Origin of the sequence: Caballeronia sp. NCF2, assembly GCF_023631205.1 — a bacterium.
Lineage (GTDB): Bacteria > Pseudomonadota > Gammaproteobacteria > Burkholderiales > Burkholderiaceae > Caballeronia > Caballeronia zhejiangensis.
In genome coordinates this window covers 217,447-238,028 of sequence record NZ_JALQDN010000006.1, presented here as the reverse complement: position 1 = coordinate 238,028, position 20,582 = coordinate 217,447, and the positions used below count along the sequence as shown (strand labels likewise).

Genomic DNA, 20,582 nt, shown 5'->3' with positions numbered 1-20,582 from the left:
CTTCAGGCCGACTGACGCGCGCGCTGTTGCGCGTGCGCGGCGAGCCGCACCGCCGCGTTGGCCGCGCCGTAGCCGTCGTAGCCGCCGCGCCGCTCGATCACTTCGAGGAAGAAGCGCTGATCGAGCTGCTCCGTGTACGCATGGAAGAACTCGCCACCGCGCTCGTCGCGGTCGTAGAGGATATTGTGCTCGCGCATCTGATCGATCTGCTCGTCGGGCAGGCCGAAACGCGCGACAAGGTCGTCGTAGTAGTTGCGCGGGATTCGCAGGAATTTGACGCCATCGGCTTCGAGGCGCGGAATCGCGTCGAAGATATCGGGCGTGCTGAACGCGACGTGATTCAGACCCGAGCCCCGATACGTCGACAGCGACTCCGACACCGCCGTATAGCGATCCATCGACGCATTCAGCGCGATTCGCACCGAACCATCGCGGCTTCGCACCGCGCGGCTGCGCACGAGCCCGTACGGATCGGGCACGAGCACGGCGGGCTCGGTCTCGAAACCGAACGCGCTGCGAAAGAAAAGCACCCAGGTATCGAGCGCATCGGCGGGAAGCGACAGGCACACGTGATCGATGCGCGACAGCGGCCCGACTTCGTACGGCCCGTCGATGTCCGTCAGGATGAAATCCGATTCCCACAACGTCGGGCCGCCTTTCGCTTCGTCGACGAAATAGTCGAGGCTGCCGTCGGGCGACTGCACGCCCGGCACCACGCGCTCGTTCGGACCGACGCGCCCCGAGAACGGCTGCGAGCCATACGCGGCGGCGCGCTCGAACGCCTGCTTCGCGTCATCGACGTGAAACGCCGACGCGCACAGCGACAAGCCGTGCTTCTGGAAGAACGCGCTCGCGAAGGAATCGGCCTCGGCGTTCAGCACGATCGAACCCGCGCCATGCCGATACAGCGCGACATCCTTCGAGCGATGCTTGCCCGCGAGCCTGAAGCCGAGCCGTCCGAGCCATTGCGACAGATGCTCGCGCGTCGAATCGTCGACGGCGAATTCGAGGAACTGAAAGCCGATGTGCTCGGGCGGCGCGGGCGGATTGAACAGCTCCGGCGGCACGGCCTTGCCTTCGGAAACCAGCAGCTCGCGCGTCTGCTCTTCCAGAAAGCGCAGCGAGCGATAGCCGTCCGCCGCCGTGATCGCGGTCGGCGCGGCGCGAAAGCCGTCGTTGAAGATTTCGAGCGACAGCGGCCCCTTGTAGCCCGCTTCCAGCACGCGCGCGGTGAAGCGTGCGACATCGAACGCGCCTTGCCCCGGAAAGCACCGATAGTGACGGCTCCATTCGAGCACGTCCATCGCGAGAATGGGCGCATCGGCGATTTGCACGAACGCGATGCGCTCGCCCGGAATCGACGCGATCTCGTCGACGGAATCGCGGATCGACAGCGTGTGGAACGTATCGAGCGCGAGGCCGAGACTCGGATGATTCACGGCATCGACGAGTTTCCACGCGTGCTTGTACGAGTTGACGTAGCGGCCCCACGCGAGCGCTTCGTACGCGACGATCACCCCCGCTTCTTCCGCGATTTTGGCGAGCACGCCGAGCTGGTCGACGATGAGCGCGTCGTCGCGAATCGTATCCGGCGACACGTTGCTGCAGACGAGAATGCGGTCTGTGCCGAGCTCGTGCATCAGCTCGAACTTGCGCTTCGCGCGCTCGACGTTGCGCGCGAGACGCTCGGCGCTCACGCCGTCGAAATCGCGGAACGGCTGAAACAGATAGATCTCGAGGCCGAGATCCGCGCACATGCGGCGCACGTCGGCGGGCGTGCCGTCGAAATACAGCAGGTCGTTCTCGAAGATCTCGACGCCGTCAAACCCGGCGGCCTTGATAGCGTGCAGCTTCTCGGGAAGCGTGCCGCTGATGGAAACCGTCGCGATGGAAGTGCGGATCGAACGCAGCATCGCTGCCTCCTCGTTGCAATTCAGTGAATGCGGGATGGATCGAGCGGTGCCTTCCAGTGTAGGACGTCCGCATGGCGAACGCGCGCAATCCATGTCATTCTGCGAGATAATAACAAACTAACTAGACCGTACAAATCAGTGGAAACACGAACCGACAAGCCTCGCGCGGGCGTTCACACTGCGACGTATTCATCTCGCACTGCAGCATGCAGTGCTCATCCATGCCGGAGCGCTCGCATGACCAACAAGACTTCGTATCTCATCGGCCTGATCGGATCGGGCATCGGCGGCTCGCTCACCCCCGCCATGCACGAAAAGGAAGGCAGCAACCTCGGACTCAATTACGTCTACCGGCGCATCGACCTGCAAGCGCTGGAACTGGAGCCGTCCGCCCTGCCCGATCTGCTCGATGCCGCCGAGCGCATGGGTTACGACGGCCTGAACATCACGTATCCGTGCAAGCAAAGCGTGATCCCGTTGCTCGATGACCTCGATCCCGACGCGCGCGCGCTCGGCGCGGTCAACACCGTCGTGCTGAAGGACGGCAAGCGCATCGGCTACAACACGGACTGGTCGGGCTTCGCGCGCGCGTTTCAGCGCGGTCTGCCGGACGCGCCGCTCGAACGCGTCGTGCAACTGGGCGCGGGCGGCGCGGGCGCGGCCGTCGCGCACGCGGCGCTCACGATGGGCGCGCGCGAACTCACGCTCTTCGATTCCGACGACGCCCGCGCGGCTTCGCTCGCCGCCGAGCTCGCGGCGCGCTTTCCGGATCGCGTCGTGAAAAGCGGCGGCGACTTGCGCGACACGCTCGCCGGCGCGAGCGGCCTCATCCACGCGACGCCGACCGGCATGGCGAAACTGCCCGGCCTGCCGTTGCCGGCCGAGTATCTGCACAAGGAACTGTGGGTCGCGGAAATCGTGTACTTCCCGCTCGAAACCGAGCTGCTGAAAGTGGCGAAGGCGCTCGGCTGCCGCACGGTGAGCGGCGGCGGGATGGCGGTGTGTCAGGCGGTCGATGCGTTGCGCATCTTCACCGGGCTGGAGCCGGATGCCGAGCGCATGTTCGCGCACTTCCAGAGCCTGCTGGAACGCTGATGCATCGGCAGCAATGAAAAAACGGCGACCTCGCGAGAGCGTCGCCGTTTTGCTTTGCGCGCGGGGAAATCAGCCGTCGCGCCGCATGAACCGCAGCACCGCATCGACGATCATCTCGCGATGACGCGCACGCGAGCGCGCGCCCGACGGATCGCGCCCGAACGCCGCGCCCCAGGTATGACGGTTCGCCACGCGATGAAAGCAGAACGAGCTGATCATCAGATGCAGGTCGATCGGATCGACGTCTTCGCGAAACTTGCCGGCAGCGACGCCACGCGCGATGAGATCTTCGATCGTCTTCACGACCGTCGAATTGCGCGCCTTGAAGGTCTTCGATTGTTCGATGTACTTCGCGCCGTGGATGTTTTCGATTGTCACGAGCCGCACGAAATCGCGATGCTTGTCGTGATAGTCGAACGTGAAGCCGACGAATTCGCGCAGCGCTTCCTCCGGCTCCATTTCCGCGAGCTGCAATTCCTGTTCGAGCGCGCGGATATCGCCATAGACCTGCTCCAATACCGCTTCGTACAGCCCTTCCTTGCTGCCGAAGTAGTAATACAGCATGCGCTTCGTGGTGTTGGTGCGCTCCGCGATGGCATCGACGCGCGCGCCCGCGAGTCCCATCGCCGAGAACTCCTGCGTGGCGATGTCGAGAATGTTCCGCTTGGTCTCCTCAGGATCGTACTTGCGCCGCCCCTGCTCCGTGGTCGACGAGGGCGCGGCGCTAGCGGCCTTGCTTCCTTTTTTCATTTTTCTGTCTGAGAACGGCGTTGAAAATCGATTCTAGCACGCGATATTGACGCATCCTCGCCATAACAGACGTTGCGCACGGAGGGCTTCACCTATAATTTTTTGACCCCACGAACAAAGCGAAAAATCACATGCCGACGAAGCGCTCGACCCTACTCGTTCCCGCCGTTCTGACCACATGGTGCCTGTGTGCGATGGCGCAGACCGCGATGCCGCCGGGCCATCCGTCATCGAAGGAACTGGCGGCTGCGGAAGGCGTGATGACGAGCGCGAACATCGCTCGGGGCGCGGCGGATGTCTGTCATATCGACGCCGCCAAGGTCGCGCGCTTCAAGAACGTCGTGCGGACAAGCTATCCCGACGCACCCGATTTCGATGGCGAATGGAAGCTCGGCCTTGCGCAGGCGCAACCGACCGTCGATCGCTTCGACAAGCTGAAGACGAGCAATCCCGCCGAGTACAAGAAGCAGATCGGCGAAGCGTGTCCGGCACTCAGCCGCGGCATCGACGAAGTCGCACAGTCGCAGTGATCACTCGCTCGCGCCGTCGTAATGCGCGCGTTTTTCCGCGTACATCGCGGCATCGGCGCGTTGCAGCATCGGTTCGAGACGCTCGCCTTCGTGCGCGGTGGCCGCGCCCGTCGCGAAGGAAAGCGGATTGCCCGAATAGAACTGATTGTTCACTTCGAGCAACTGGCGAATGCTCTCGATGACCGTCTCGCCGCCGCGTTCGTCGGTGCCCGGCAAGAGCACCATGAACTCGTCGCCGCCGATGCGCGCCGCCTGGAACGGCTTCTCCACCGCCTTGGCGAGCACTTCGCCGGCGCGCCGCAGAAGCGCATCGCCGGCGGCGTGGCCGAGTTGATCGTTGACGGCCTTAAGGCCATTCACGTCGATGGCGATCGCCGTCACCGGGAACGGGCCTTTGCGTTCGAGACGATTGATCTCATCGATATAGAACGAGCGATTCTTGAGCTTCGTGAGCACGTCGTGCTTGCCGAGAAACTCCAGATACGCCTCGGCCTTCTTGCGCGCGGTGATATCCGTCAGCGCGACGAGCACGAGATCCCAGCGCGCCTCGTGCCCCGGAAACACCGAGAACTGCAGATGCACGTGCACCTCGTGGCCTTCGAGCGAATAGTTCAGCACTTCGCGCTGCTGGAAGAGCTTGCCGTCCCACAAATCGATGAGCTGTTCCTGAAAGTACTGTTGCATGTCGTCGCGGAACACATCGGACAGGCGCGCGAGCAGCGTCGCCTTGTCGGGCGCGGCGAACATCCGCAGCGTGTGCTGATTGACGTCGAGAACGTGAATCTCCTGCATGCAGCGCTCGACGAACTCCGGGTGCACGTTCGTGAAAGTGCGAAAGTCGACGATGCCGCGCTCGCGCACATCGTCCAGCAACGACTTGACGGAACTGAAATCCTCGACCCACAGCGACACCGGCGAATGCTCGAAGAGCCCGCGTGCATAGAGCTCGCTTGCGGCGGCGCTGCGGCGCATCGCTTCGAGCTCGGTGATGTCTTCGATCGTGACGAGCACGCGGCTCCATGTGTCCTCGTGTCCCGGCAGCACGACCGCCTTGAGCAGCACGTCGAGACGCTTGCCGTCGAGCGTGTAGTTGACCGTCTGACTGACGAAGCGCGATTGACCCGCCCAGAGTTGCTCGAGTTCGTCGACGTGCGTGGTGAGCATGTCGTCGCGGAACACGCGATCGAGGTTCTGCACGAGATGATCGACATCCTTCGCGTGAAAGAGCGACAGCGTGCGCCGGTTGACCTTCACGACCCGAATGCGCGACGAGCACTCCGCGATACGCCCGGGATTCTCCGCGAGAAACGACCGCAGATCGGCGACGCCCGCCGCGCGCCAGCGTTCGAACTGCTCGCGCACGGCGCTGAAATCTTCGAGCCAGAGCGAAACGGGCGCGAGCTCGAACATGTCGGCGTCGTCCGCCGGCATGCTCGCCGGCACGAATTGACCGGCAGCGCGGCGCGGGTCGTTTGGCATGGTCGTCCTTTCGGCTCGCGCCGGCTGAATTCATCTCATTATTGTAACGCGCGTCATATTTCGAGGGCTCGATCGCCCGCTTCCGGCCGTCTTCGCGCATTCCGTCCAGCGGCATTCGCGCTCATGCGGGATATCGGGGGCGGATGCTACACTCGACTGGCTTCGTCCTTGCCGCCTCGGGCACGTTTGCTGCACCGGCTCACGCGAGGCTCGCGGCGCCACGCAGTCCGATGCGCCGTGCCGCATCCATCCACATCGCTATAAGAAGGAGGCTCGACTCTCATGGCTGATTTCCGCATCTGGTCCGACGAATTTCCGGCGAACGGCTTCATGACGCGCGCGCAGGAATTCGACCAGCAGGCCTTCGGCGGCTCGGGCGAGAACGTATCGCCGGCGCTGCAATGGGAAGATCCGCCCGCCGAAACGCGCAGTCTCGCGCTCACCGTCTACGATCCCGACGCGCCGACCGGCAGCGGCTTCTGGCACTGGATCGTCGTCAACATTCCGCCCGACGTGCGCTCGCTGCCGCGCAACGCCGGCAAGGCCGACGGCAGCCTGCTGCCGCCAGGCGCGCTGCAGTTGCGCAACGACTACGGCACGGTCGGCTTCGGCGGCGCGGCGCCGCCGCGTGGCGACAAGCCGCATCGCTACATCTTTCGCATCCACGCGCTCTCGGCGGAAAGCCTGCCGCTCGATGGCAACGTGACCAATGCCGTCGCGCGCTTCATGACGCATCTCAACGAGATCGATTCGGCAACTTACACCGGCCTCTACGAACTGAAGTAAGCACGCGGGCGAAGACGCGGCCCCGCGTGGCGGCGTCTTCGTCCTGGCCATTCGAAAAAACGGCGCGACACACGATGCGCCGCCCGCCACTTCCCGCCCATCGATGGACTCCGATAAAGGTCTGCCGCTGCCCCAGCGATACTGGGCCATTGCCGTCGTCGCGCTCGGCATCACGCTCGCGGTGCTCGACGGCGCCATCGCCAACGTCGCGCTGCCGACCATCGCGCGCAATCTGAACGCGTCTCCCGCCGACTCCGTCTGGATCGTCAATGCGTATCAGCTCACGATCACCATATCGCTGCTGCCGCTCGCCTCGCTCGGCGACCGCATCGGCTACCGGCGCGTGTACATGACGGGGCTCGCGCTCTTCACGCTGTCGTCGCTCGCGTGCGCGCTGTCGGGGTCGCTCGCTGCGCTCACCATCGCGCGCGTCGTCCAGGGCTTCGGCGCGGCAGGCATCATGAGCGTGAACACGGCGCTGGTGCGCATCATCTATCCGCAGGATCAGCTCGGTCGCGGCGTGTCGATCAACGCGACGGTCGTGGCGATCTCGTCGGTGATCGGGCCGACCGTCGCGTCCGGCGTGCTTTCGGTCGCGACGTGGCCGTGGCTCTTCGCGATCAACGTGCCGATCGGCGTCGCGGCGTTCGCCATCGGCTGGAACGCGATGCCGCGCACGCCGGGGCATCGGCAGCCGTACGACTACATCAGCGCGATCATGAACGCGCTCTTTTTCGGCCTCGCGATCGTTGCCGTCGACGGCATCGGGCACGGCGAGCATCGGCCGTATCTCGTCGCCGAATTCATCGCGACGGCGGTCATCGGCTATTTCTTCGTCAAGCGGCAACTGACGCAAAGCGCGCCGCTTCTGCCCGTCGATCTGCTGCGCATTCCGGTGTTCGCGCTGTCGGTCGGCGCGTCGGTGTGTTCGTTCTGCGCGCAGATGCTCGCGTTCGTTTCGCTGCCGTTCCTTTTGCAGAACAATTTCGGCATGGGCCAGGTCGAGACCGGGTTTCTGATGACGCCGTGGCCGCTCGTGATCGTGTTCGTCGCGCCGCTCGCGGGCGTGCTCGCGGACCGGTATTCGGCCGGCCTGCTCGGCGGCATCGGTCTCGCGATACTGACCGTCGGACTCGTGCTGCTCGCGAGCGTCGGCGCGCATCCGACGGCCCTCGACGTCGCATGGCGCATGGCCGTGTGCGGGCTCGGCTTCGGGCTGTTCCAGTCGCCGAACAATCGTCAGATGCTCGCCTCCGCGCCGCGTCATCGCAGCGGCGGCGCGAGCGGCATGCTCGGCACCGCGCGCCTCACCGGTCAGACGCTCGGTGCCGCGCTCGTCGCGCTGATCTTCGGCGTCGCGCCCAAGCAAGGCCCGGTGATCGCGCTCGGCGTCGCAGCCGTGTTCGCGGCTGCCGCAGCGGTCGTCAGCGTGCTGCGTCTGATGGGCAAACGCAGCGTCGAGCCCGCCTGATCCGCCCTTCCCGCTCAAGGCCGCCCGGCCGTTCCGCTGGGCACAGCCTTTGCTGAACTTCGACCATGGATTCCGCACGCGCGGAAGAGTCGAAATCAGCAATAAGGAGTGTGTTCATGGCCAATTCCCTCAACGGTTGCAAGGTCGCGATTCTCGCCGTCGACGGCTTCGAGCAGGCCGAACTCGTGGAACCGCAACGCGCGCTCAAGGAAGCGGGCGCGCAGGTGGACGTCATATCGCAGAAAGCCGGTCAGATTCAGGGCTTCAAGCATGTCGACAAGGGCGACAAGGTCGATGTCGACGTGACCTTCGACGCCGCCAATCCCGCCGACTACGACGCTATCGTCCTGCCGGGCGGCGTCGTCAACGGCGACGCGATCCGTCTCGACGCGAAAGCGCAAGCCTTCGTCAAGGACGCCGACCGCGCGAAGAAGCCGATCGCAGTGATCTGCCACGGCGGCTGGCTGCCGATCTCGGCTGGCATCGTCGCGGGCCGCACGATGACGAGCTGGCCGAGCCTGCAGGACGACGTGCGCAACGCGGGCGGAACGTGGGTCGATCAGGAAGTGCAGATCGACGGCAATCTCATCACGAGCCGCAAGCCCGACGATATTCCGGCGTTCAACAAGGCGCTGATCGACGCGCTCGGCAAGGCGCGCGCCTGAGCGCATGTTTATCGGAGGCTCGCCGATGCCGAGATACTTTCCATCCGTGACGCGCGCGATCGTGCTGTCGCTCGCCGCTGCTTTCGCGCCGCTCGCGCAGGCACAGACGCCAAGCGAGAAGCTCTCGCCCATCGATCAGCAATTCCTGCAGGACGCGGGTCAGGCGGGCGCAACCGAACTCACGGCGAGCAAGCTCGCGCTCACGCATGCGAGCGACCGGCAGGTGCGGGAGTTCGCACAGCGAATGATCGTCGATCACACGAAGCTCGCGCGCAATCTCGACGTGCTCGCGAAGCGTCACGGCATCACCGCGCCGCCCGCCGCCGATACCGCCGTGATCGGCAGCCTGCAAAATCTCCAGGGTGCCGAGTTCGACAAGGCCTATATTGAAAAGGTGGCCGTGGGCGGGCATCAAAAGGCCGTCGAACTGTTCAGAAAAGAGAGCGAAACCGGCAACGACACCGCGCTGAAAGCCGCGGCGACCAAGGCGTTGCCGATCATCAGCCATCACTACGAGATGGCGCAGCAGCTCGCAAAAGCGAAGGCGGCGTCATGAGGATCGCGCACGTCGCCGGTCGCGCCGCCTTGCGTTCCGTTTCCCGTCCCGCTTATGAGGACTCGACCATGCACATCACGTTTGCCGACGAACCGCCTGTCTACGACGGCGACGATCTCGCGATTCACTTCGCCGCGCTCATCGACGGCGAGCCGGTCGTCTGCTCGATCACCGCCGAAGCCCTCGAAGATCACTTCGGCGCGAAATCGCCGCGCGAGGACGATCTGCTCGCCGCGTTCGAACAAGGCGCGTCGCGCATCCGCGCGGTGTGCGCCGAAGTGCTCGACGACAACGGCGGCCAGCCCGCCGTGCTGAGGAGCGGATTGTTCCGCGTCGCCGGCCTGGAGCCGGAGTGAGCGGCCTTGCCGTCTGAACGACGCATTCCCAAAACCCAAGCCAACAAGGAGGGAACATGTCCCTGATCATTGCGGGCCGATTTCAGACTTTTCGCGCGGCCGAAACGGCAGCGCAGAAGCTCTTTGCGCGCGGCTTCCTGGAAGAAGACGTGACGCTTTTCTTCGTCAATCCGAGCGGCCAGCACGCACGCCATCCGATCGGCGGCGATGTCGGCACCGATGCGGGTGCGAGCGGCGCGCCCAAGGGCGCCGGCAAGGGCGTGACGATCGGCGCGGTGGTCGGCGCGGTCATCGGCGCCGCCATCTTCGCCGTCTTCAAGGCGCCGCTGCTGGTTTCGGTGATCGCGGCGGGCGTCGGCGCGTACGTCGGATCGCTCGTCGGCGCGATGTCGCATACGAAGAAGAAGCCGCACGGCGCGGCGCAAGCGGAAGAGCCCGCGCGTCATGCGGGCGTGCTGGTGGCCGTGCACGTTTCGCCGGAAACGCACGATCAGGCCGCGGCGGTATTGCGTGAAGCAGGCGGAATGGACATCGAACGCGCGTCGGGCCGCTGGCAACAAGGCCGCTGGAGCGACTTCGATCCGCTGAAGCCGCCGCAACCGGCTGGCGAGTTCGCGCAATCGCGCGTGTGATCGTAGTTTCGCGCCGTATCGATGAAACGCCCGCTTCGCGCGGGCGTTTTCGTCTGTGCTAGACCCAGGGCGCGTTCGGCCGATTCGGCTGCACGTTGGCGGGAATGGCGCAGTCGGCCGGCAGCACGCGCCCCTTCTCCGCATGTGCGACGGGCGGCTCGCAGATGCGTCCGTATTCCGCGCGCGAAACGTGTGTCGAGCGCGCGTGCGCGTCGATGCTTTCTTGTCGGACATGCAAGGTCAGCGCCGATGCGGCGACAGCCGCCAGCACCAGAAACTCGCGATGCGCGAGCCGGTTGAAAAATTTCACTGCGTTCTCCTGTTGCCTTGTCGCGCGCACGTCCCGAACCGGTCGCGCGCTGTAGTGCGGTGACGGCAGCAAGGCGTATGCCGCGCGGCCCGCGATCGGGCACGCCGCGTGCGTCATGAATCCGCGAGCCGCATCCCGCAGGGGTTGCGCAGTGGCAATGTCCTAACGAAAAGGAGGTCTCATATGAGCACGAATGTCGTATCGGTACTCAACGATCTGGTCGAAACCTCGAAGGACGGCGAAAAGGGTTTTCTCAAGGCCGCCGAGGATACGCGTGATTCAAGCCTCAAGCTGCTGTTTCAGAATCGCGCGCAAAAGTGCGCCGAGGGCGCGCGCGAATTGCAGGACATCGTTGCACGCCTGGGCGGCAAGCCCGAAACCGGCGGATCGGTGTCGGGCGCGCTGCATCGCGGCTGGGTCGACGTGAAGTCGGCCGTAACCGGCCATAGCGATCACGCGATCCTCGCCGAATGCGAGCGCGGCGAGGATGCAGCGAAGAAGAATTATCGCGAGGCGCTCGACAAGGACCTGCCCGCCGATGTCCGCGCCGTGGTGGAGCGCCAGTATCAGGGCGTGCTGGAGAACCACGACCGCATCCGCGATCTGCGCGATCAATACGCAGCCGCGAAGTCCTGATGCTGACGCGGTGAAGCACGCGGCCCGGCTTTCCGGGCCGCTTCGAAAGCAAACGGCCGCACGAAGCGGCCGTTTGTTCGTCAAGCGACAGTACGACGCGGGTTACTGCGGCTGACCCTTGTCATTGGTGCCGAGCGCCGAAGCCGCTGCCGCTGCGGATGCGCCGTGCAGCTTGTGTGCCTTGTTCTGCTGATGCAGATTGGTGCCCTTCTGCTTCTTCGCCACCGGCGCCGAGGCTGCCGCATCGGAGGCTGCCTGGGCGAATGCCGTCGTCGAGAATGCCAGCGCGAGCGCGCCGATCAATGCCATCTTTTTCGTCTTCATGAAGAGCTCCTTTTTGCCGGGGCCTCTGAACGCCGGGCTACTGCGCATTCGTGAGCCGCCTGTTTGAGTGTCGACCTGAACGGCCGTCTCGTTTTTGAGTTTCGAAGTGCTGCGAGGTGCTGCGCACTGGTGAAGCGTCTTGCGAGAACTTGCGACTGAAGCACCGGACGACGAAAACGTGAACCGATGCCTCCAAGCGAGAACCCGCGCTTCGTCCGAGTCATCGCCTTTTGCGGCGAATCGTCGAACCCGCGCGGGTTCCGGTACTGCTGGCACTCAACCGCGGCCCGCCGAGGCGAAGCCGGGCATACGAACTATGCCATTACTTGGCGGCAATTTTAAGATGGTTCTTCACGGAAGCAACACCCGAGACGTTCGAGACGACTTCTTCGGCGGCGGTCTTGTCTTCCGCCGACGGCACCGTGCCCGTCAGGGAGACGACGCCCGCGTGCGTCTTGACGTGGATATGCGTGGACTTGACGTTCTTCGCGCCGAGCAGTTCGGCCTTCACTTTGGTGGTGATCGCGCTGTCGTCGACCTTCTGGCCCATCGACGTGCCGGAACCGCTCGTCGACGACGCTGCGTTGGTCTGTGCGCCGACGTTGAGCGCGAACACCACGCACGCGATACCGCCGGCTGCCTTCAGGATTTGAGTCGTCTTCATGTCGATACTCCCTTTTTTCGATTTTGGTCTGACGCCGCGTTCACGCATTCCGTGCTAGACGCGGCTCTTCGATGACGTCCGCGCCGTAGCACGCGGATCGTGAACTTCGATCCGCAACTTGCGTGCCAGATCCGGCGGCCGCGCGAGCCGACCGACGCCGAAGTGTCCTGAATGCCCCGCGCGGCAAGGCCTGAGTGCGTAGGCGAACAAATCTTCGCCGTTCATCGGAAGGCTTGCCCGCGCGCAACGCGACGCGCCTGAATCCCGCAGCGGTTTTGTCTGAGCGCGTGTAAAAACTGCGTGAAAGCGGCCTTGGAAAGGCTTCAAAAGAAGGGTGCCGGTGAGGAAAAACGTAGTCCCTGCACGACCTTAACGTTCGATGGCATGGCTGTTGCTTTATTAGTCGCAAACCTGCCCATCACGTCTGGAACAATCGAGGATTAGCAAGCAATGCCGCCTACACTCGAACTACGCGCGAAGCAAACGCTCGCACTCACGCCGCGCCTTCAACAGTCGGTTCGCCTTCTGCAACTCTCGTCGCTCGAGTTCCAGCAGGAACTGCGAAACGCACTGGATACCAACCCCTTTCTCGAATACGACGAGTCCCAGACCGAGGACAACGCGCTCGGCGCCGACAACGGCAGCTCGATGTCCGACTCGACCCTGTCGACCACATCCGACAACGCCACCGAGACGCCGCTCGCGCCCGAAGCGAGCATGGAAGCCGAATCGAACGTGGATTCCGGCTCGCGCGACGATTCCGTCAGCGAATTCTCGTCCGATCCGTTCGGCCGCGGCGCGTCGCGCAACAACGGCGACGGCGAAGGCTCCGATCCCGCCGACTGGGTTCGCATCGAACCTTCGTTGCACGAAACGCTCCACGACGCGCTGCGCCTTTATCAATTGAACGAACGCGATCGCGCCATCGCGCAGCTCATCATCGAAGCGCTCGATGACGACGGCTATCTGCGGCAGGACTTGAGCGACCTCGCGAATGTCGTGGAGATCGAACCCGCGCTTCACGAGGACGAACTCAACATCGCGCTGAAGCTCGTGCAATCGCTCGACAAGCCGGGCGTCGGCGCGCGCAATCTCTCGGAATGCCTGACGCTCCAACTCCAGGCGCTCGACGAGGACACGCCGGGCCGCGCCGTTGCGATGGAAATCGTCGCGCATCATCTGGAGCGCCTCGCGCGCCGCGAGCAGGCGGAACTGCAGAAGAAGATCGGCTGCAGCGCGGATGAACTGCGCATCGCGTGCGCGCTCGTACGCCGCCTCGATCCGAAACCGGGCGAGAACTACGGGTCGAGCGAGGACAACTACGTCGTGCCCGACGTCATCGTGCGTCAGGTGAAAAAGCAGTGGGTCGTGACGATCAATCCGGCGGTGTTGCCGCGTGCGCGCATCCATCGGATGTACGCGGAACTGTTCGCGCAGTCGGCCGGCGCGAGCCGTTCGCCGCTCGCGCAGCAGTTGCAGGAAGCGCGCTGGCTGATTCGCAACGCGCAGCAGCGCTTCACGACGATTCAGCGCGTGGCCGAATGCATCGTGTCGCATCAGAAGGCGTTCTTCGATTACGGCGAAATTGCGCTGAAGCCGCTCGTGCTGCGCGATGTCGCCGATGAACTCGGCCTGCACGAATCGACCATCTCGCGCGCGACGGGCAACAAGTACATGGCGACGCCACGCGGCATCTTCGAGTTCAAGCACTTCTTCCCGCGCGAGCTGTCGACGGAAAGCGGCGGCACGTGTTCGGCCGCGGCCGTGCGCGCGCTGCTCAAGGAAATGATTTCGAAGGAGAACACGCGCGATCCGCTCTCCGACGTGAGTCTCGCGAAGATGCTCGCCGATCAGGGCGTGATCGTCGCGCGCCGGACGGTAGCGAAGTATCGCCATCTGATGAAGGTGCCGCCTGCGGAATTGCGTCGTCAGGCGTAAGCCGTTTCACGCATCACAGCGGGTAACTGCTGAAGAGGCCGTCCCTTCGCGGACGGCCTCTTTCATTGATGCTCAACGCCAGCCCGATGCGCGATGCGTGCGCTTCCTCGCCGCCGTCGCCGCTAGCTCCGCGCCTAGCAGAAACACCGCCGCCGAGTAGTACAGCCACATGAGGATGATCGCGAGCGAACCGGCCGCGCCGAACATGTTCGCCGTGCCCGCGTGCGCGAGATAGAACGCGAAGAGGCGCTTGCCGGCTTCGAAAAGCATCGCGGCGGCGGCGGCGCCGAGCGCGGCATCGCGCCAGAGCATGCGCGTCGTCGGCAGGAATTTGAGCAGCACGGTGAAGGCGATCATCAGCACGCCGAGCGATATCGCGCGTCGCGTCAGCCCCGAGAGCACGACGAACGGACTGCCATCGCCCAGCACCCAATGTCCGAGCAACTCGACGAGCGCGTCGAGCACGAGCAGCACCGCGACCAGCAAACCCGAACCGACCACGAGCCCGAACGACATCAGCCGCACGCGCAGCAGCGTGACGATGCTTTCGCGCGTGCTCACGGCGGGCGTCGGCCAGATGACGTTGAGCGCGCTGTGCAGCGACGAGAATGTCGCCGATGCGCCGATCAGCACGCCCGCGAGCGACAGGATCGCCGTGCTGCGCGCGATGTCCGCGTGCCACGCGTTCGCGACGATCGCTTCCAGCGCGTGCGCCGCATCGACGCCGACGACGCCGCTGATTTCGTCGAAGAGCCTGCCTTGCACGGCATCGGCGCCGAAGAAGACGCTCGCCACCGCGATCACGATGACGAGTGTCGGCGCAAGCGAGAACGCGGCGAAGAACGCGATCGCCGCCGAGAACATCAGGCAGTGGTCCTGCGACCATTGCATGACGGGATCGACGATCCACGAAAGCCAGCCGAAGCGCGACGTGCGGCCCGATGCGACGGGCGCGGATTGTGTGGCGGAGACGTCCTGATCCATCGTGAGCGTGACTGGGAGCAATCCGACGATGTTAGCCCCGCGATGCGAAGCGCGTGTAAAAAGCGGCGCGCTCCGTCCGGAGCGCGCCGCTTGCAGTGTGCCTCAGCCGATGCGTGTCAGGATCGATCGGCTGCGGGGTCGGCGTCCTCGTCGGGGAGATCGCGCGTTTCGTCCTCGATTTCGTCGGGCAGGATGTCGGCATCGGCTTCCAGATTGTTGTCGCCATCCGCCGATGCCGCCTCGCCCGTGCCGAAGCGGTCCGTATCGCTGTTCAGCTCCGCCTCGGACTGCCCGAGCGCGTGGGCGTCGAGCTCGTCCTCGATGTCGCCGGGATAGCGCTTTTCGCCCTGCACGTCGGAGCCGCTATCCGACGAGTCGCTCGGGCCGAGCGCGCCGGTGCCGTGTCCCTTGCCGTATTCCGCGCCGTCGTCTTCGGGCGGGTTCAATGTGCTTCCGCTCATCATGACCTCCTTCGTTCGTGTCCACGATGAATCCGCAAGTCCCGTTCCGCGCGTAAAAAACCCGCGCTTCTTTCGAAGCGCGGGTTCTTCTCTATCGGCGAATCGGAGCGTTCAGGCCTTGGCGGCCGGCCGCTTGGCTTCGGACGCGCCCTGCTTCACGGTCTTGACGGTTTTCTCCGTGACGGAAGTCGCCGTCGCGACGCTGCGCAAGTCCGACAGGAACGAATCGCGCCAGACCGAAAGATTATTCTCGCGCAGCGGCGCCATCATGTCGGCGTGACGCGCCTGGCGTTCGGCGAGCGGCATCGACAATGCGCGCTCCAGCGCTTCGGACATCTGCGACAGATCGAACGGATTGACGACGAGCGCGCCCGGCAACTGGTCCGCCGCGCCTGCGAACTGCGACAGGACGAGCGCGCCCGGATCGGCCGGATCCTGCGACGCGACATATTCCTTCGCGACGAGATTCATGCCGTCGCGCAGCGGCGTCACGTAGCCGACTTGCGAGAGCCGGAACAGCGCCATCAGCAGATTGCGCTCGTATTTGCGGTTGAGATACTGGATCGGCGTCCAGTCGAGCTGCGCGAAACGTCCGTTGATGCGCCCCGCCTCGCCTTCCAGATTCTGTCGAATGCGCTGATAGGTCTGCACGTCCGAGCGCGTCGGCGGCGCGATCTGCACGAGCGACACGCGCCCATGCCAGCCGGGCGCATTCAGCAGCAGGCGCTCGAACGCCTGAAAGCGCTCGACGAGACCCTTCGAGTAGTCGAGACGATCGACGCTCATGATGAGCTTGCGGCCGCGCATGCTGTCACGCAGGCTTTTCACCGGCTTGCGGTTCGAGAACTGCTCGGCGGCCTTGGCGATGGCGTCCGGATAAATGCCGATTGGATACGCGCCCACCTTGAGCATGCGGCCGAAGGCCTGAAGCATGCCGTCGTCGTCGTTGTAGTGGCCGCGGCTCGTGCGTTCCACGTAATCGATGAACGACTGCTTGTCGGCATCCGTCTGAAAGCCGACGACGTCGTACTGGCACATCGCCGCGATCAGTTCCTCATGCGGCGGAACCGTACGCATCATCTCCGGCACCGGAAACGGAATATGCAGGAAGAAGCCGATCGGATTCGCGACGCCGAGCTTGCGCAGTTCCTGCGCGAACGGGAGCATGTGATAGTCGTGCACCCAAATGATGTCGTCGGGCTTGAGCAGCGTCTTCAGCTTGGCCGCAAGACTCGCGTTCACGCGCATGTAGCCCGCGTACTCCTCTCGATCGAAGCGCGAGAGGTCGTTGCGATAGTGAAAAGTCGGCCACAGGGTGGCGTTCGAGAAACCTCGGTAATACTGGTCGTAATCGCGGCGCGTCAGGCCGACGGTCGCGTAGGTCACTTTTCCGCTGTTCTCCAGAACAGGCGCGCCCGATTCGCCGACGATCTCGCCGCTCCATCCGAACCACACGCCCCCAGTCTCCTTGAGCGCGTCCAGAACGCCGATCGCGAGGCCGCCCGCGCTGGGCTTGCCTTCCTGGATCGGTGCGACGCGATTCGATACCACGATCAATCTGCTCATTACAGCATCACCTCATCAGTTGTCGTTGCATGCTCGAATTGGCGATCAAGGGTATGCAAAAGCTGTGCCTTTTTGTTGGTTTTTGTAAACGAAAGTTTGTATGAAGATGTTACGGACGAACGAAAACACGCGGCGAAGGCGCGCCGCGTAGAAATTTTTGTTCTTTTGCCGGATGCTGCCGCCGGCTGAAATCACGAGTCCTGCTCGGAGCCCAAATCGCGCTGATAGTCGATTCCTTCGCGCCGCACGCCGCCCTGATTGTGTTCGCCATCGGGCGGTACGCCAGGCGCGGGGCGGTTCTGCGAGGCGGGATCGTGTTCGGCGGAAGGTGCGGACGCGCTCTGCGTGCCGGCCGACTTGGCGGCTTCGGCGCGCGCTTCGCGCTTGGAAGAATGACGCGCGGAGCGTCGAAGTGCGGGATGCCTCATGATGCCTCCAGGTAAGAAGGCCGTCGCGATAGTGACGTCGGCGGCGTCGGACCGATGCGCTGCGATGAGCGCGGCTTCAGAAAAAACGACCGGCGACAGAACGTGTCGCCGGTCATCGTTGCGTCATCCGTTGTAATCCCTACGTCCGGGATGGAAACTTATTCAAACCTTGCACGAATTCTGGGCATTGTCCAACGTCTGCGGTTCAACATCGTTCTGACACGCTATTGCACATGCGGCTGATCGCCCGGTCCAGGCGGCGGATCGCCGATCGGCTGCGACGGCGGTTCGGGCGGCTCGCGCGTCGGGTCCGGATTGGTGTCGGGCGGAATCGGCGTGGGCGGCGGCTGGTCCGGCGGCGTCACCGGCGGGTCCGGCGGCTGCGGCGTCTGAGCTTCGAAACGGGCATCGTCGGAAGCGCGGATCGACATGTTGAGTGACATGATGGGCTCCTTGCGGTCTTGTGATCGTACTTTTCCCATCCGCGACACGCACTGGCGCGACTGCGCGGATGTCATTCGATCGGCAGCAAGGGCCATGCCCCTGAGACACATCGGCTACGTTCGCTTCTGAGACATTATCGGCGTAGAAAACGCGCCTGCCAATGAAAAACGCCTGCGGTTTTACAAGCCGCAGGCGTCGATTTGTCTAAAGATACGCGAAGTTCAGGAATTTTCGCTGTCGGAATCGCTTATGTCGCCGCCTTCGCCGACGGCAGCCTTGTTCGCATCCTCGCCGTACTCGACGAGCCGGTTATAGAGCGTTTTCAGGCTGATGCCGAGGATTTCCGCCGCGCGCGTCTTCACGCCGCCGCACTGATCGAGCGTCGCCAGAATGAGCTGACGGTCGGCCTGCGCGAGCGACGTGCCGAACGGAATCGTCACCGCCGTGCCCGCCGACGGCTTCGAAAGCGAAATCTGCAGCGGCACGGTCGCGGTGCTGTCCGAGTCCGACGCCGACATGATGTACGCGCGCTGCACGTAGTTCTTCAGTTCGCGCACGTTGCCGGGCCAGTTGTACGACGCCAGCATCTCGCGGACGGCGGGCGGGAAATCCTTTTTCGTGTTGTACCGGGCGTTCAGTTCGTCGAGAAACGCCTGGCCGAGCAGCTCGACGTCCTTGCCGCGCTCGCGCAGCGGCGGCAGGTTGATCGGGAACACGTTCAGACGGTGATAAAGGTCGAGGCGCAGCTTGCCTTCGAGCACGGCCTGCTCGGGATCGCGATTGGTCGCGGCGATCAGGCGCACGTCCGTCTCGATTTCCTTGGTCGTGCCGACGCGCATGAACATGCCCGTCTCCAGCACGCGCAGCAGTTTCACCTGAAGCTCGATCGGCATTTCCGTGATTTCGTCGAGGAACAGCGTGCCGCCGTTCGCGCGTTCGAAATAACCCTTGTGCTGCCGATCCGCGCCCGTGAACGAGCCGCGCTCGTGGCCGAACATCTCCGATTCGATCAGGTTCGGTGAGATCGCGCCGCAGTTCACCGCGATGAACGAATGCTTGCGGCGCAGCGAGAGCTCGTGCAGCGTCTGCGCGGCGACTTCCTTGCCGGTGCCCGACTCGCCGATGAGCAGCACCGATGCCGCCGTCGGCGCGACGCGGCCGACCTGGTCGTAGACGGTCTGCATGGCAGGTGAATTGCCCAGCATCAGACCGAAGCGGCCCATGCGGCGCAATTCGCCGCGCAAGGTGCCGATTTCCGCTTTCAGGTCGCCGGCGCGCGGCAGGCGCGAAAGGATGGCCTTCACGCGCTGCATGTTGATCGGCTTGACGAGGTAGTCGGCGGCGCCCATCTTGAGCGCGCTGACGGCGGATTCCACCGTCGCGTGTCCCGTAATGACGATGAACTCGACGCCCGAGCGCGGATCGAGATCCTCGAACAGGTCGACGCCCGTGCCATCGGGCAGTTTGAGATCGGTGAATACGACGTCCGGCGTTTGCCGCACGAGCTGGATGCGCGCCTCGCGCAGATCGCTGGCGGTGGCCGTCGTCAATCCGTCTTCGCCGATGATCGCGGCTAGCGCCTCGCGGGTACTGGGATCGTCATCGACAATCAATACGTGTGGCATTGCGTTTCGAATTCTTCCTAAGCGTTTCAGGGTCACACGCCAGGTGGCGGCGTGGTCTTCTCCGCGCGGCGGCGCTGCCGCACGGGCCGGTGCGATTCGCGGTTACGGCCGAAAAAAGATAATCGGCGTCACGCAGAATGCGCGAAAAATAAAATAATTTCCGATTTCTGCACGCTTGATTCGGCCCAAGTAAGTTTTTCCATTTAGGCAACTTATGGCCGAAGTTTCACTGATTATAAGCGTTTATCAAGATGAAAACGCACGCTGGTCCAGCGTGCGTTTGATTGATCGGACCATTAATTCGGCCGAATGTCTGAAGTGAATCAACTCCGCGGAAAATGCCATGCATCGGCGGTGCCGCCGACCGCACCGTGGCCATTTACGGCCTGCCCGCTCGCGCCGGTGGCGGGCGTGAGCACCTTGCCGCCCTCGTCTTCCCAACGGCTCAGATCGCGTGCAGTGCGCCGCCCGGCGTCCTGAGACTGCACCCACTTCCATGCGAGAACGCCGCCTAGCGCGAACAGCGCGCCGAAAATTCCGATTGAAGGCCGTGCCATTTGTGTTCTCTCCTTCGTCTAATGAAAATCGCCGCTGTCAGGAAAGCCGGCCGGAGCGATAAAGCTGTAAATCACCGCGAAACCAGAAGTCCCACCAGAAAACCGACGCCCGCCGCCATGCCGAGCGATTGCCAGGGATTGTCCTTCACGTATTTCTCGGTGCAATCGACGCCTGCGCGGTATCGGCTTTGCGCACTCGCCTGTGCATCTTCGAGCGCGCCGCGCGCCGAATCGACGTGATCGCGCAGACGCGAGCGCAGCGCATCGACGCCCTCGCCTGGCAGCGTCGCCGACAAGCGCAGCAATTCCTCGGCGTCGTTCAGCAGCACCTTGATGTCTTCGATGATCTTTTGCTTGCCCAACGCAAGCTGGACAGTCGTTTGACTCATGGAATGTAGTCCTCGCCCAAGTG

At 63.9% G+C, this 20,582-nt stretch carries 24 protein-coding genes; 10 read left to right on the top strand and 14 right to left on the bottom strand.

The features are described from left to right. Positions 1-2: 2 nt before the first annotated feature. A complete protein-coding gene (locus NCS02_RS04590) occupies positions 3-1,901 on the bottom strand; it encodes a bifunctional sugar phosphate isomerase/epimerase/4-hydroxyphenylpyruvate dioxygenase family protein (RefSeq protein ID WP_033536690.1) in 1,899 nt (632 codons plus the stop codon). 249 nt (positions 1,902-2,150) lie between these two features. Between NCS02_RS04590 and NCS02_RS04585 the strand changes: the two genes are divergently transcribed. Further along, a complete protein-coding gene (locus tag NCS02_RS04585) occupies positions 2,151-3,008 on the top strand; it encodes a shikimate dehydrogenase (RefSeq protein WP_034471290.1) in 858 nt (285 codons plus the stop codon). Positions 3,009-3,077: 69 nt separating this feature from the next. Here NCS02_RS04585 and NCS02_RS04580 read toward each other — a convergent pair whose 3' ends face one another. Further along, positions 3,078-3,758 carry a TetR/AcrR family transcriptional regulator gene (locus tag NCS02_RS04580; protein WP_008350756.1) on the bottom strand — a complete coding sequence of 227 codons (681 nt, stop codon included), beginning with the start codon at positions 3,756-3,758 and terminating at the stop codon, positions 3,078-3,080. A 131-nt stretch (positions 3,759-3,889) separates the two neighbouring features. Here NCS02_RS04580 and NCS02_RS04575 point away from each other — a divergent pair, with 131 nt between their 5' ends. Further along, entirely contained in the window at positions 3,890-4,288 is a 399-nt protein-coding gene (locus NCS02_RS04575) for a hypothetical protein (RefSeq protein WP_244807826.1), read from the top strand. Here NCS02_RS04575 and NCS02_RS04570 read toward each other — a convergent pair whose 3' ends face one another. After that, entirely contained in the window at positions 4,289-5,767 is a 1,479-nt protein-coding gene (locus NCS02_RS04570; RefSeq protein ID WP_008350760.1) for a sensor domain-containing diguanylate cyclase, read from the bottom strand. 282 nt (positions 5,768-6,049) lie between these two features. Here NCS02_RS04570 and NCS02_RS04565 point away from each other — a divergent pair, with 282 nt between their 5' ends. The 6 genes from NCS02_RS04565 to NCS02_RS04540 all read left to right on the top strand — a co-directional run bounded on the left by NCS02_RS04565 (position 6,050) and on the right by NCS02_RS04540 (position 10,233). Next, on the top strand, positions 6,050-6,553 hold the full coding sequence (locus NCS02_RS04565) for a YbhB/YbcL family Raf kinase inhibitor-like protein (protein ID WP_008350762.1): 504 nt from the start codon (positions 6,050-6,052) through the stop codon (positions 6,551-6,553). Positions 6,554-6,656: 103 nt separating this feature from the next. Beyond that, on the top strand, positions 6,657-8,024 hold the full coding sequence (locus NCS02_RS04560; RefSeq protein ID WP_250519337.1) for an MFS transporter: 1,368 nt from the start codon (positions 6,657-6,659) through the stop codon (positions 8,022-8,024). Positions 8,025-8,140: 116 nt separating this feature from the next. Further along, positions 8,141-8,689 (top strand): type 1 glutamine amidotransferase domain-containing protein, encoded by a 549-nt coding sequence (locus NCS02_RS04555; protein WP_244807824.1) that lies wholly within the window; start codon positions 8,141-8,143, stop codon positions 8,687-8,689. A gap of 25 nt (positions 8,690-8,714) precedes the next feature. Further along, positions 8,715-9,245: a DUF4142 domain-containing protein gene (locus NCS02_RS04550; RefSeq protein WP_244807823.1), complete on the top strand. Its 531-nt coding sequence runs from the start codon at positions 8,715-8,717 to the stop codon at positions 9,243-9,245. Continuing rightward, positions 9,242-9,601 (top strand): DUF1488 family protein, encoded by a 360-nt coding sequence (locus NCS02_RS04545; RefSeq protein ID WP_008350770.1) that lies wholly within the window; start codon positions 9,242-9,244, stop codon positions 9,599-9,601. The genes NCS02_RS04550 and NCS02_RS04545 overlap by 4 nt, the downstream gene beginning before the upstream one ends. A 56-nt stretch (positions 9,602-9,657) precedes the next feature. Next, positions 9,658-10,233, top strand: a complete 576-nt coding sequence (locus NCS02_RS04540) for a glycine zipper domain-containing protein (protein WP_034471300.1) — start codon at positions 9,658-9,660, stop codon at positions 10,231-10,233. 58 nt (positions 10,234-10,291) lie between these two features. On the opposite strand, the gene NCS02_RS04535 is transcribed toward NCS02_RS04540, so the two are convergent. Continuing rightward, positions 10,292-10,543, bottom strand: a complete 252-nt coding sequence (locus NCS02_RS04535; protein WP_244807822.1) for a hypothetical protein — start codon at positions 10,541-10,543, stop codon at positions 10,292-10,294. Positions 10,544-10,726: 183 nt separating this feature from the next. Here NCS02_RS04535 and NCS02_RS04530 point away from each other — a divergent pair, with 183 nt between their 5' ends. After that, positions 10,727-11,179, top strand: coding sequence for a PA2169 family four-helix-bundle protein (locus NCS02_RS04530; protein ID WP_250522898.1), 453 nt, complete (start codon positions 10,727-10,729; stop codon positions 11,177-11,179). Positions 11,180-11,281: 102 nt separating this feature from the next. Here NCS02_RS04530 and NCS02_RS04525 read toward each other — a convergent pair whose 3' ends face one another. Both NCS02_RS04525 and NCS02_RS04520 read right to left on the bottom strand, forming a co-directional pair. Further along, positions 11,282-11,503: a hypothetical protein gene (locus NCS02_RS04525; RefSeq protein ID WP_008350777.1), complete on the bottom strand. Its 222-nt coding sequence runs from the start codon at positions 11,501-11,503 to the stop codon at positions 11,282-11,284. Between the two features lie 322 nt (positions 11,504-11,825). Further along, positions 11,826-12,167, bottom strand: a complete 342-nt coding sequence (locus NCS02_RS04520) for a BON domain-containing protein (protein ID WP_008350779.1) — start codon at positions 12,165-12,167, stop codon at positions 11,826-11,828. Between the two features lie 450 nt (positions 12,168-12,617). Here NCS02_RS04520 and NCS02_RS04515 point away from each other — a divergent pair, with 450 nt between their 5' ends. Continuing rightward, positions 12,618-14,105: an RNA polymerase factor sigma-54 gene (locus NCS02_RS04515; protein WP_008350781.1), complete on the top strand. Its 1,488-nt coding sequence runs from the start codon at positions 12,618-12,620 to the stop codon at positions 14,103-14,105. 72 nt (positions 14,106-14,177) lie between these two features. Here NCS02_RS04515 and NCS02_RS04510 read toward each other — a convergent pair whose 3' ends face one another. From NCS02_RS04510 to NCS02_RS04475, 8 genes are all read right to left on the bottom strand, one after another. Next, the gene (locus NCS02_RS04510) at positions 14,178-15,089 is read right to left on the bottom strand and encodes a YihY/virulence factor BrkB family protein (RefSeq protein ID WP_034471304.1); all 912 of its coding nucleotides are present in this window, start codon (positions 15,087-15,089) and stop codon (positions 14,178-14,180) included. Between the two features lie 116 nt (positions 15,090-15,205). Next, positions 15,206-15,553: a hypothetical protein gene (locus NCS02_RS04505; protein WP_008350784.1), complete on the bottom strand. Its 348-nt coding sequence runs from the start codon at positions 15,551-15,553 to the stop codon at positions 15,206-15,208. A gap of 108 nt (positions 15,554-15,661) precedes the next feature. Further along, positions 15,662-17,116 (bottom strand): alpha,alpha-trehalose-phosphate synthase (UDP-forming), encoded by a 1,455-nt coding sequence (gene otsA / locus NCS02_RS04500; protein ID WP_008350786.1) that lies wholly within the window; start codon positions 17,114-17,116, stop codon positions 15,662-15,664. 191 nt (positions 17,117-17,307) lie between these two features. Beyond that, entirely contained in the window at positions 17,308-17,544 is a 237-nt protein-coding gene (locus NCS02_RS04495) for a hypothetical protein (RefSeq protein ID WP_175981823.1), read from the bottom strand. A gap of 224 nt (positions 17,545-17,768) precedes the next feature. Then, positions 17,769-17,987, bottom strand: a complete 219-nt coding sequence (locus tag NCS02_RS04490) for a hypothetical protein (RefSeq protein WP_008350790.1) — start codon at positions 17,985-17,987, stop codon at positions 17,769-17,771. A gap of 222 nt (positions 17,988-18,209) precedes the next feature. Further along, on the bottom strand, positions 18,210-19,613 hold the full coding sequence (locus NCS02_RS04485) for a sigma-54-dependent transcriptional regulator (protein ID WP_244807821.1): 1,404 nt from the start codon (positions 19,611-19,613) through the stop codon (positions 18,210-18,212). Positions 19,614-19,936: 323 nt separating this feature from the next. Continuing rightward, positions 19,937-20,170, bottom strand: coding sequence for a hypothetical protein (locus NCS02_RS04480; RefSeq protein ID WP_008350794.1), 234 nt, complete (start codon positions 20,168-20,170; stop codon positions 19,937-19,939). Positions 20,171-20,241: 71 nt separating this feature from the next. After that, the gene (locus tag NCS02_RS04475; protein WP_008350795.1) at positions 20,242-20,559 is read right to left on the bottom strand and encodes an ElaB/YgaM/YqjD family protein; all 318 of its coding nucleotides are present in this window, start codon (positions 20,557-20,559) and stop codon (positions 20,242-20,244) included. Positions 20,560-20,582: the final 23 nt, after the last annotated feature.

Bases quoted from the DNA above. Each gene is read 5' to 3' on its own strand.
- NCS02_RS04525 (WP_008350777.1), bottom strand. From the start codon at position 11,503: ATGAAGACGAAAAAGATGGCATTGATCGGCGCGCTCGCGCTGGCATTC.
- NCS02_RS04555 (WP_244807824.1), top strand. From the start codon at position 8,141: ATGGCCAATTCCCTCAACGGTTGCAAGGTCGCGATTCTCGCCGTCGAC.
- NCS02_RS04495 (WP_175981823.1), bottom strand. From the start codon at position 17,544: ATGAGGCATCCCGCACTTCGACGCTCCGCGCGTCATTCTTCCAAGCGC.
- NCS02_RS04520 (WP_008350779.1), bottom strand. From the start codon at position 12,167: ATGAAGACGACTCAAATCCTGAAGGCAGCCGGCGGTATCGCGTGCGTG.
- NCS02_RS04545 (WP_008350770.1), top strand. From the start codon at position 9,242: ATGAGGATCGCGCACGTCGCCGGTCGCGCCGCCTTGCGTTCCGTTTCC.
- NCS02_RS04475 (WP_008350795.1), bottom strand. From the start codon at position 20,559: ATGAGTCAAACGACTGTCCAGCTTGCGTTGGGCAAGCAAAAGATCATC.
- NCS02_RS04510 (WP_034471304.1), bottom strand. From the start codon at position 15,089: ATGGATCAGGACGTCTCCGCCACACAATCCGCGCCCGTCGCATCGGGC.
- NCS02_RS04505 (WP_008350784.1), bottom strand. From the start codon at position 15,553: ATGATGAGCGGAAGCACATTGAACCCGCCCGAAGACGACGGCGCGGAA.
- NCS02_RS04585 (WP_034471290.1), top strand. From the start codon at position 2,151: ATGACCAACAAGACTTCGTATCTCATCGGCCTGATCGGATCGGGCATC.
- NCS02_RS04580 (WP_008350756.1), bottom strand. From the start codon at position 3,758: ATGAAAAAAGGAAGCAAGGCCGCTAGCGCCGCGCCCTCGTCGACCACG.
- NCS02_RS04560 (WP_250519337.1), top strand. From the start codon at position 6,657: ATGGACTCCGATAAAGGTCTGCCGCTGCCCCAGCGATACTGGGCCATT.
- NCS02_RS04570 (WP_008350760.1), bottom strand. From the start codon at position 5,767: ATGCCAAACGACCCGCGCCGCGCTGCCGGTCAATTCGTGCCGGCGAGC.
- NCS02_RS04480 (WP_008350794.1), bottom strand. From the start codon at position 20,170: ATGGCACGGCCTTCAATCGGAATTTTCGGCGCGCTGTTCGCGCTAGGC.
- NCS02_RS04550 (WP_244807823.1), top strand. From the start codon at position 8,715: ATGCCGAGATACTTTCCATCCGTGACGCGCGCGATCGTGCTGTCGCTC.
- NCS02_RS04540 (WP_034471300.1), top strand. From the start codon at position 9,658: ATGTCCCTGATCATTGCGGGCCGATTTCAGACTTTTCGCGCGGCCGAA.
- NCS02_RS04530 (WP_250522898.1), top strand. From the start codon at position 10,727: ATGAGCACGAATGTCGTATCGGTACTCAACGATCTGGTCGAAACCTCG.
- NCS02_RS04565 (WP_008350762.1), top strand. From the start codon at position 6,050: ATGGCTGATTTCCGCATCTGGTCCGACGAATTTCCGGCGAACGGCTTC.
- NCS02_RS04490 (WP_008350790.1), bottom strand. From the start codon at position 17,987: ATGTCACTCAACATGTCGATCCGCGCTTCCGACGATGCCCGTTTCGAA.
- otsA (WP_008350786.1), bottom strand. From the start codon at position 17,116: ATGAGCAGATTGATCGTGGTATCGAATCGCGTCGCACCGATCCAGGAA.
- NCS02_RS04575 (WP_244807826.1), top strand. From the start codon at position 3,890: ATGCCGACGAAGCGCTCGACCCTACTCGTTCCCGCCGTTCTGACCACA.
- NCS02_RS04515 (WP_008350781.1), top strand. From the start codon at position 12,618: ATGCCGCCTACACTCGAACTACGCGCGAAGCAAACGCTCGCACTCACG.
- NCS02_RS04485 (WP_244807821.1), bottom strand. From the start codon at position 19,613: ATGCCACACGTATTGATTGTCGATGACGATCCCAGTACCCGCGAGGCG.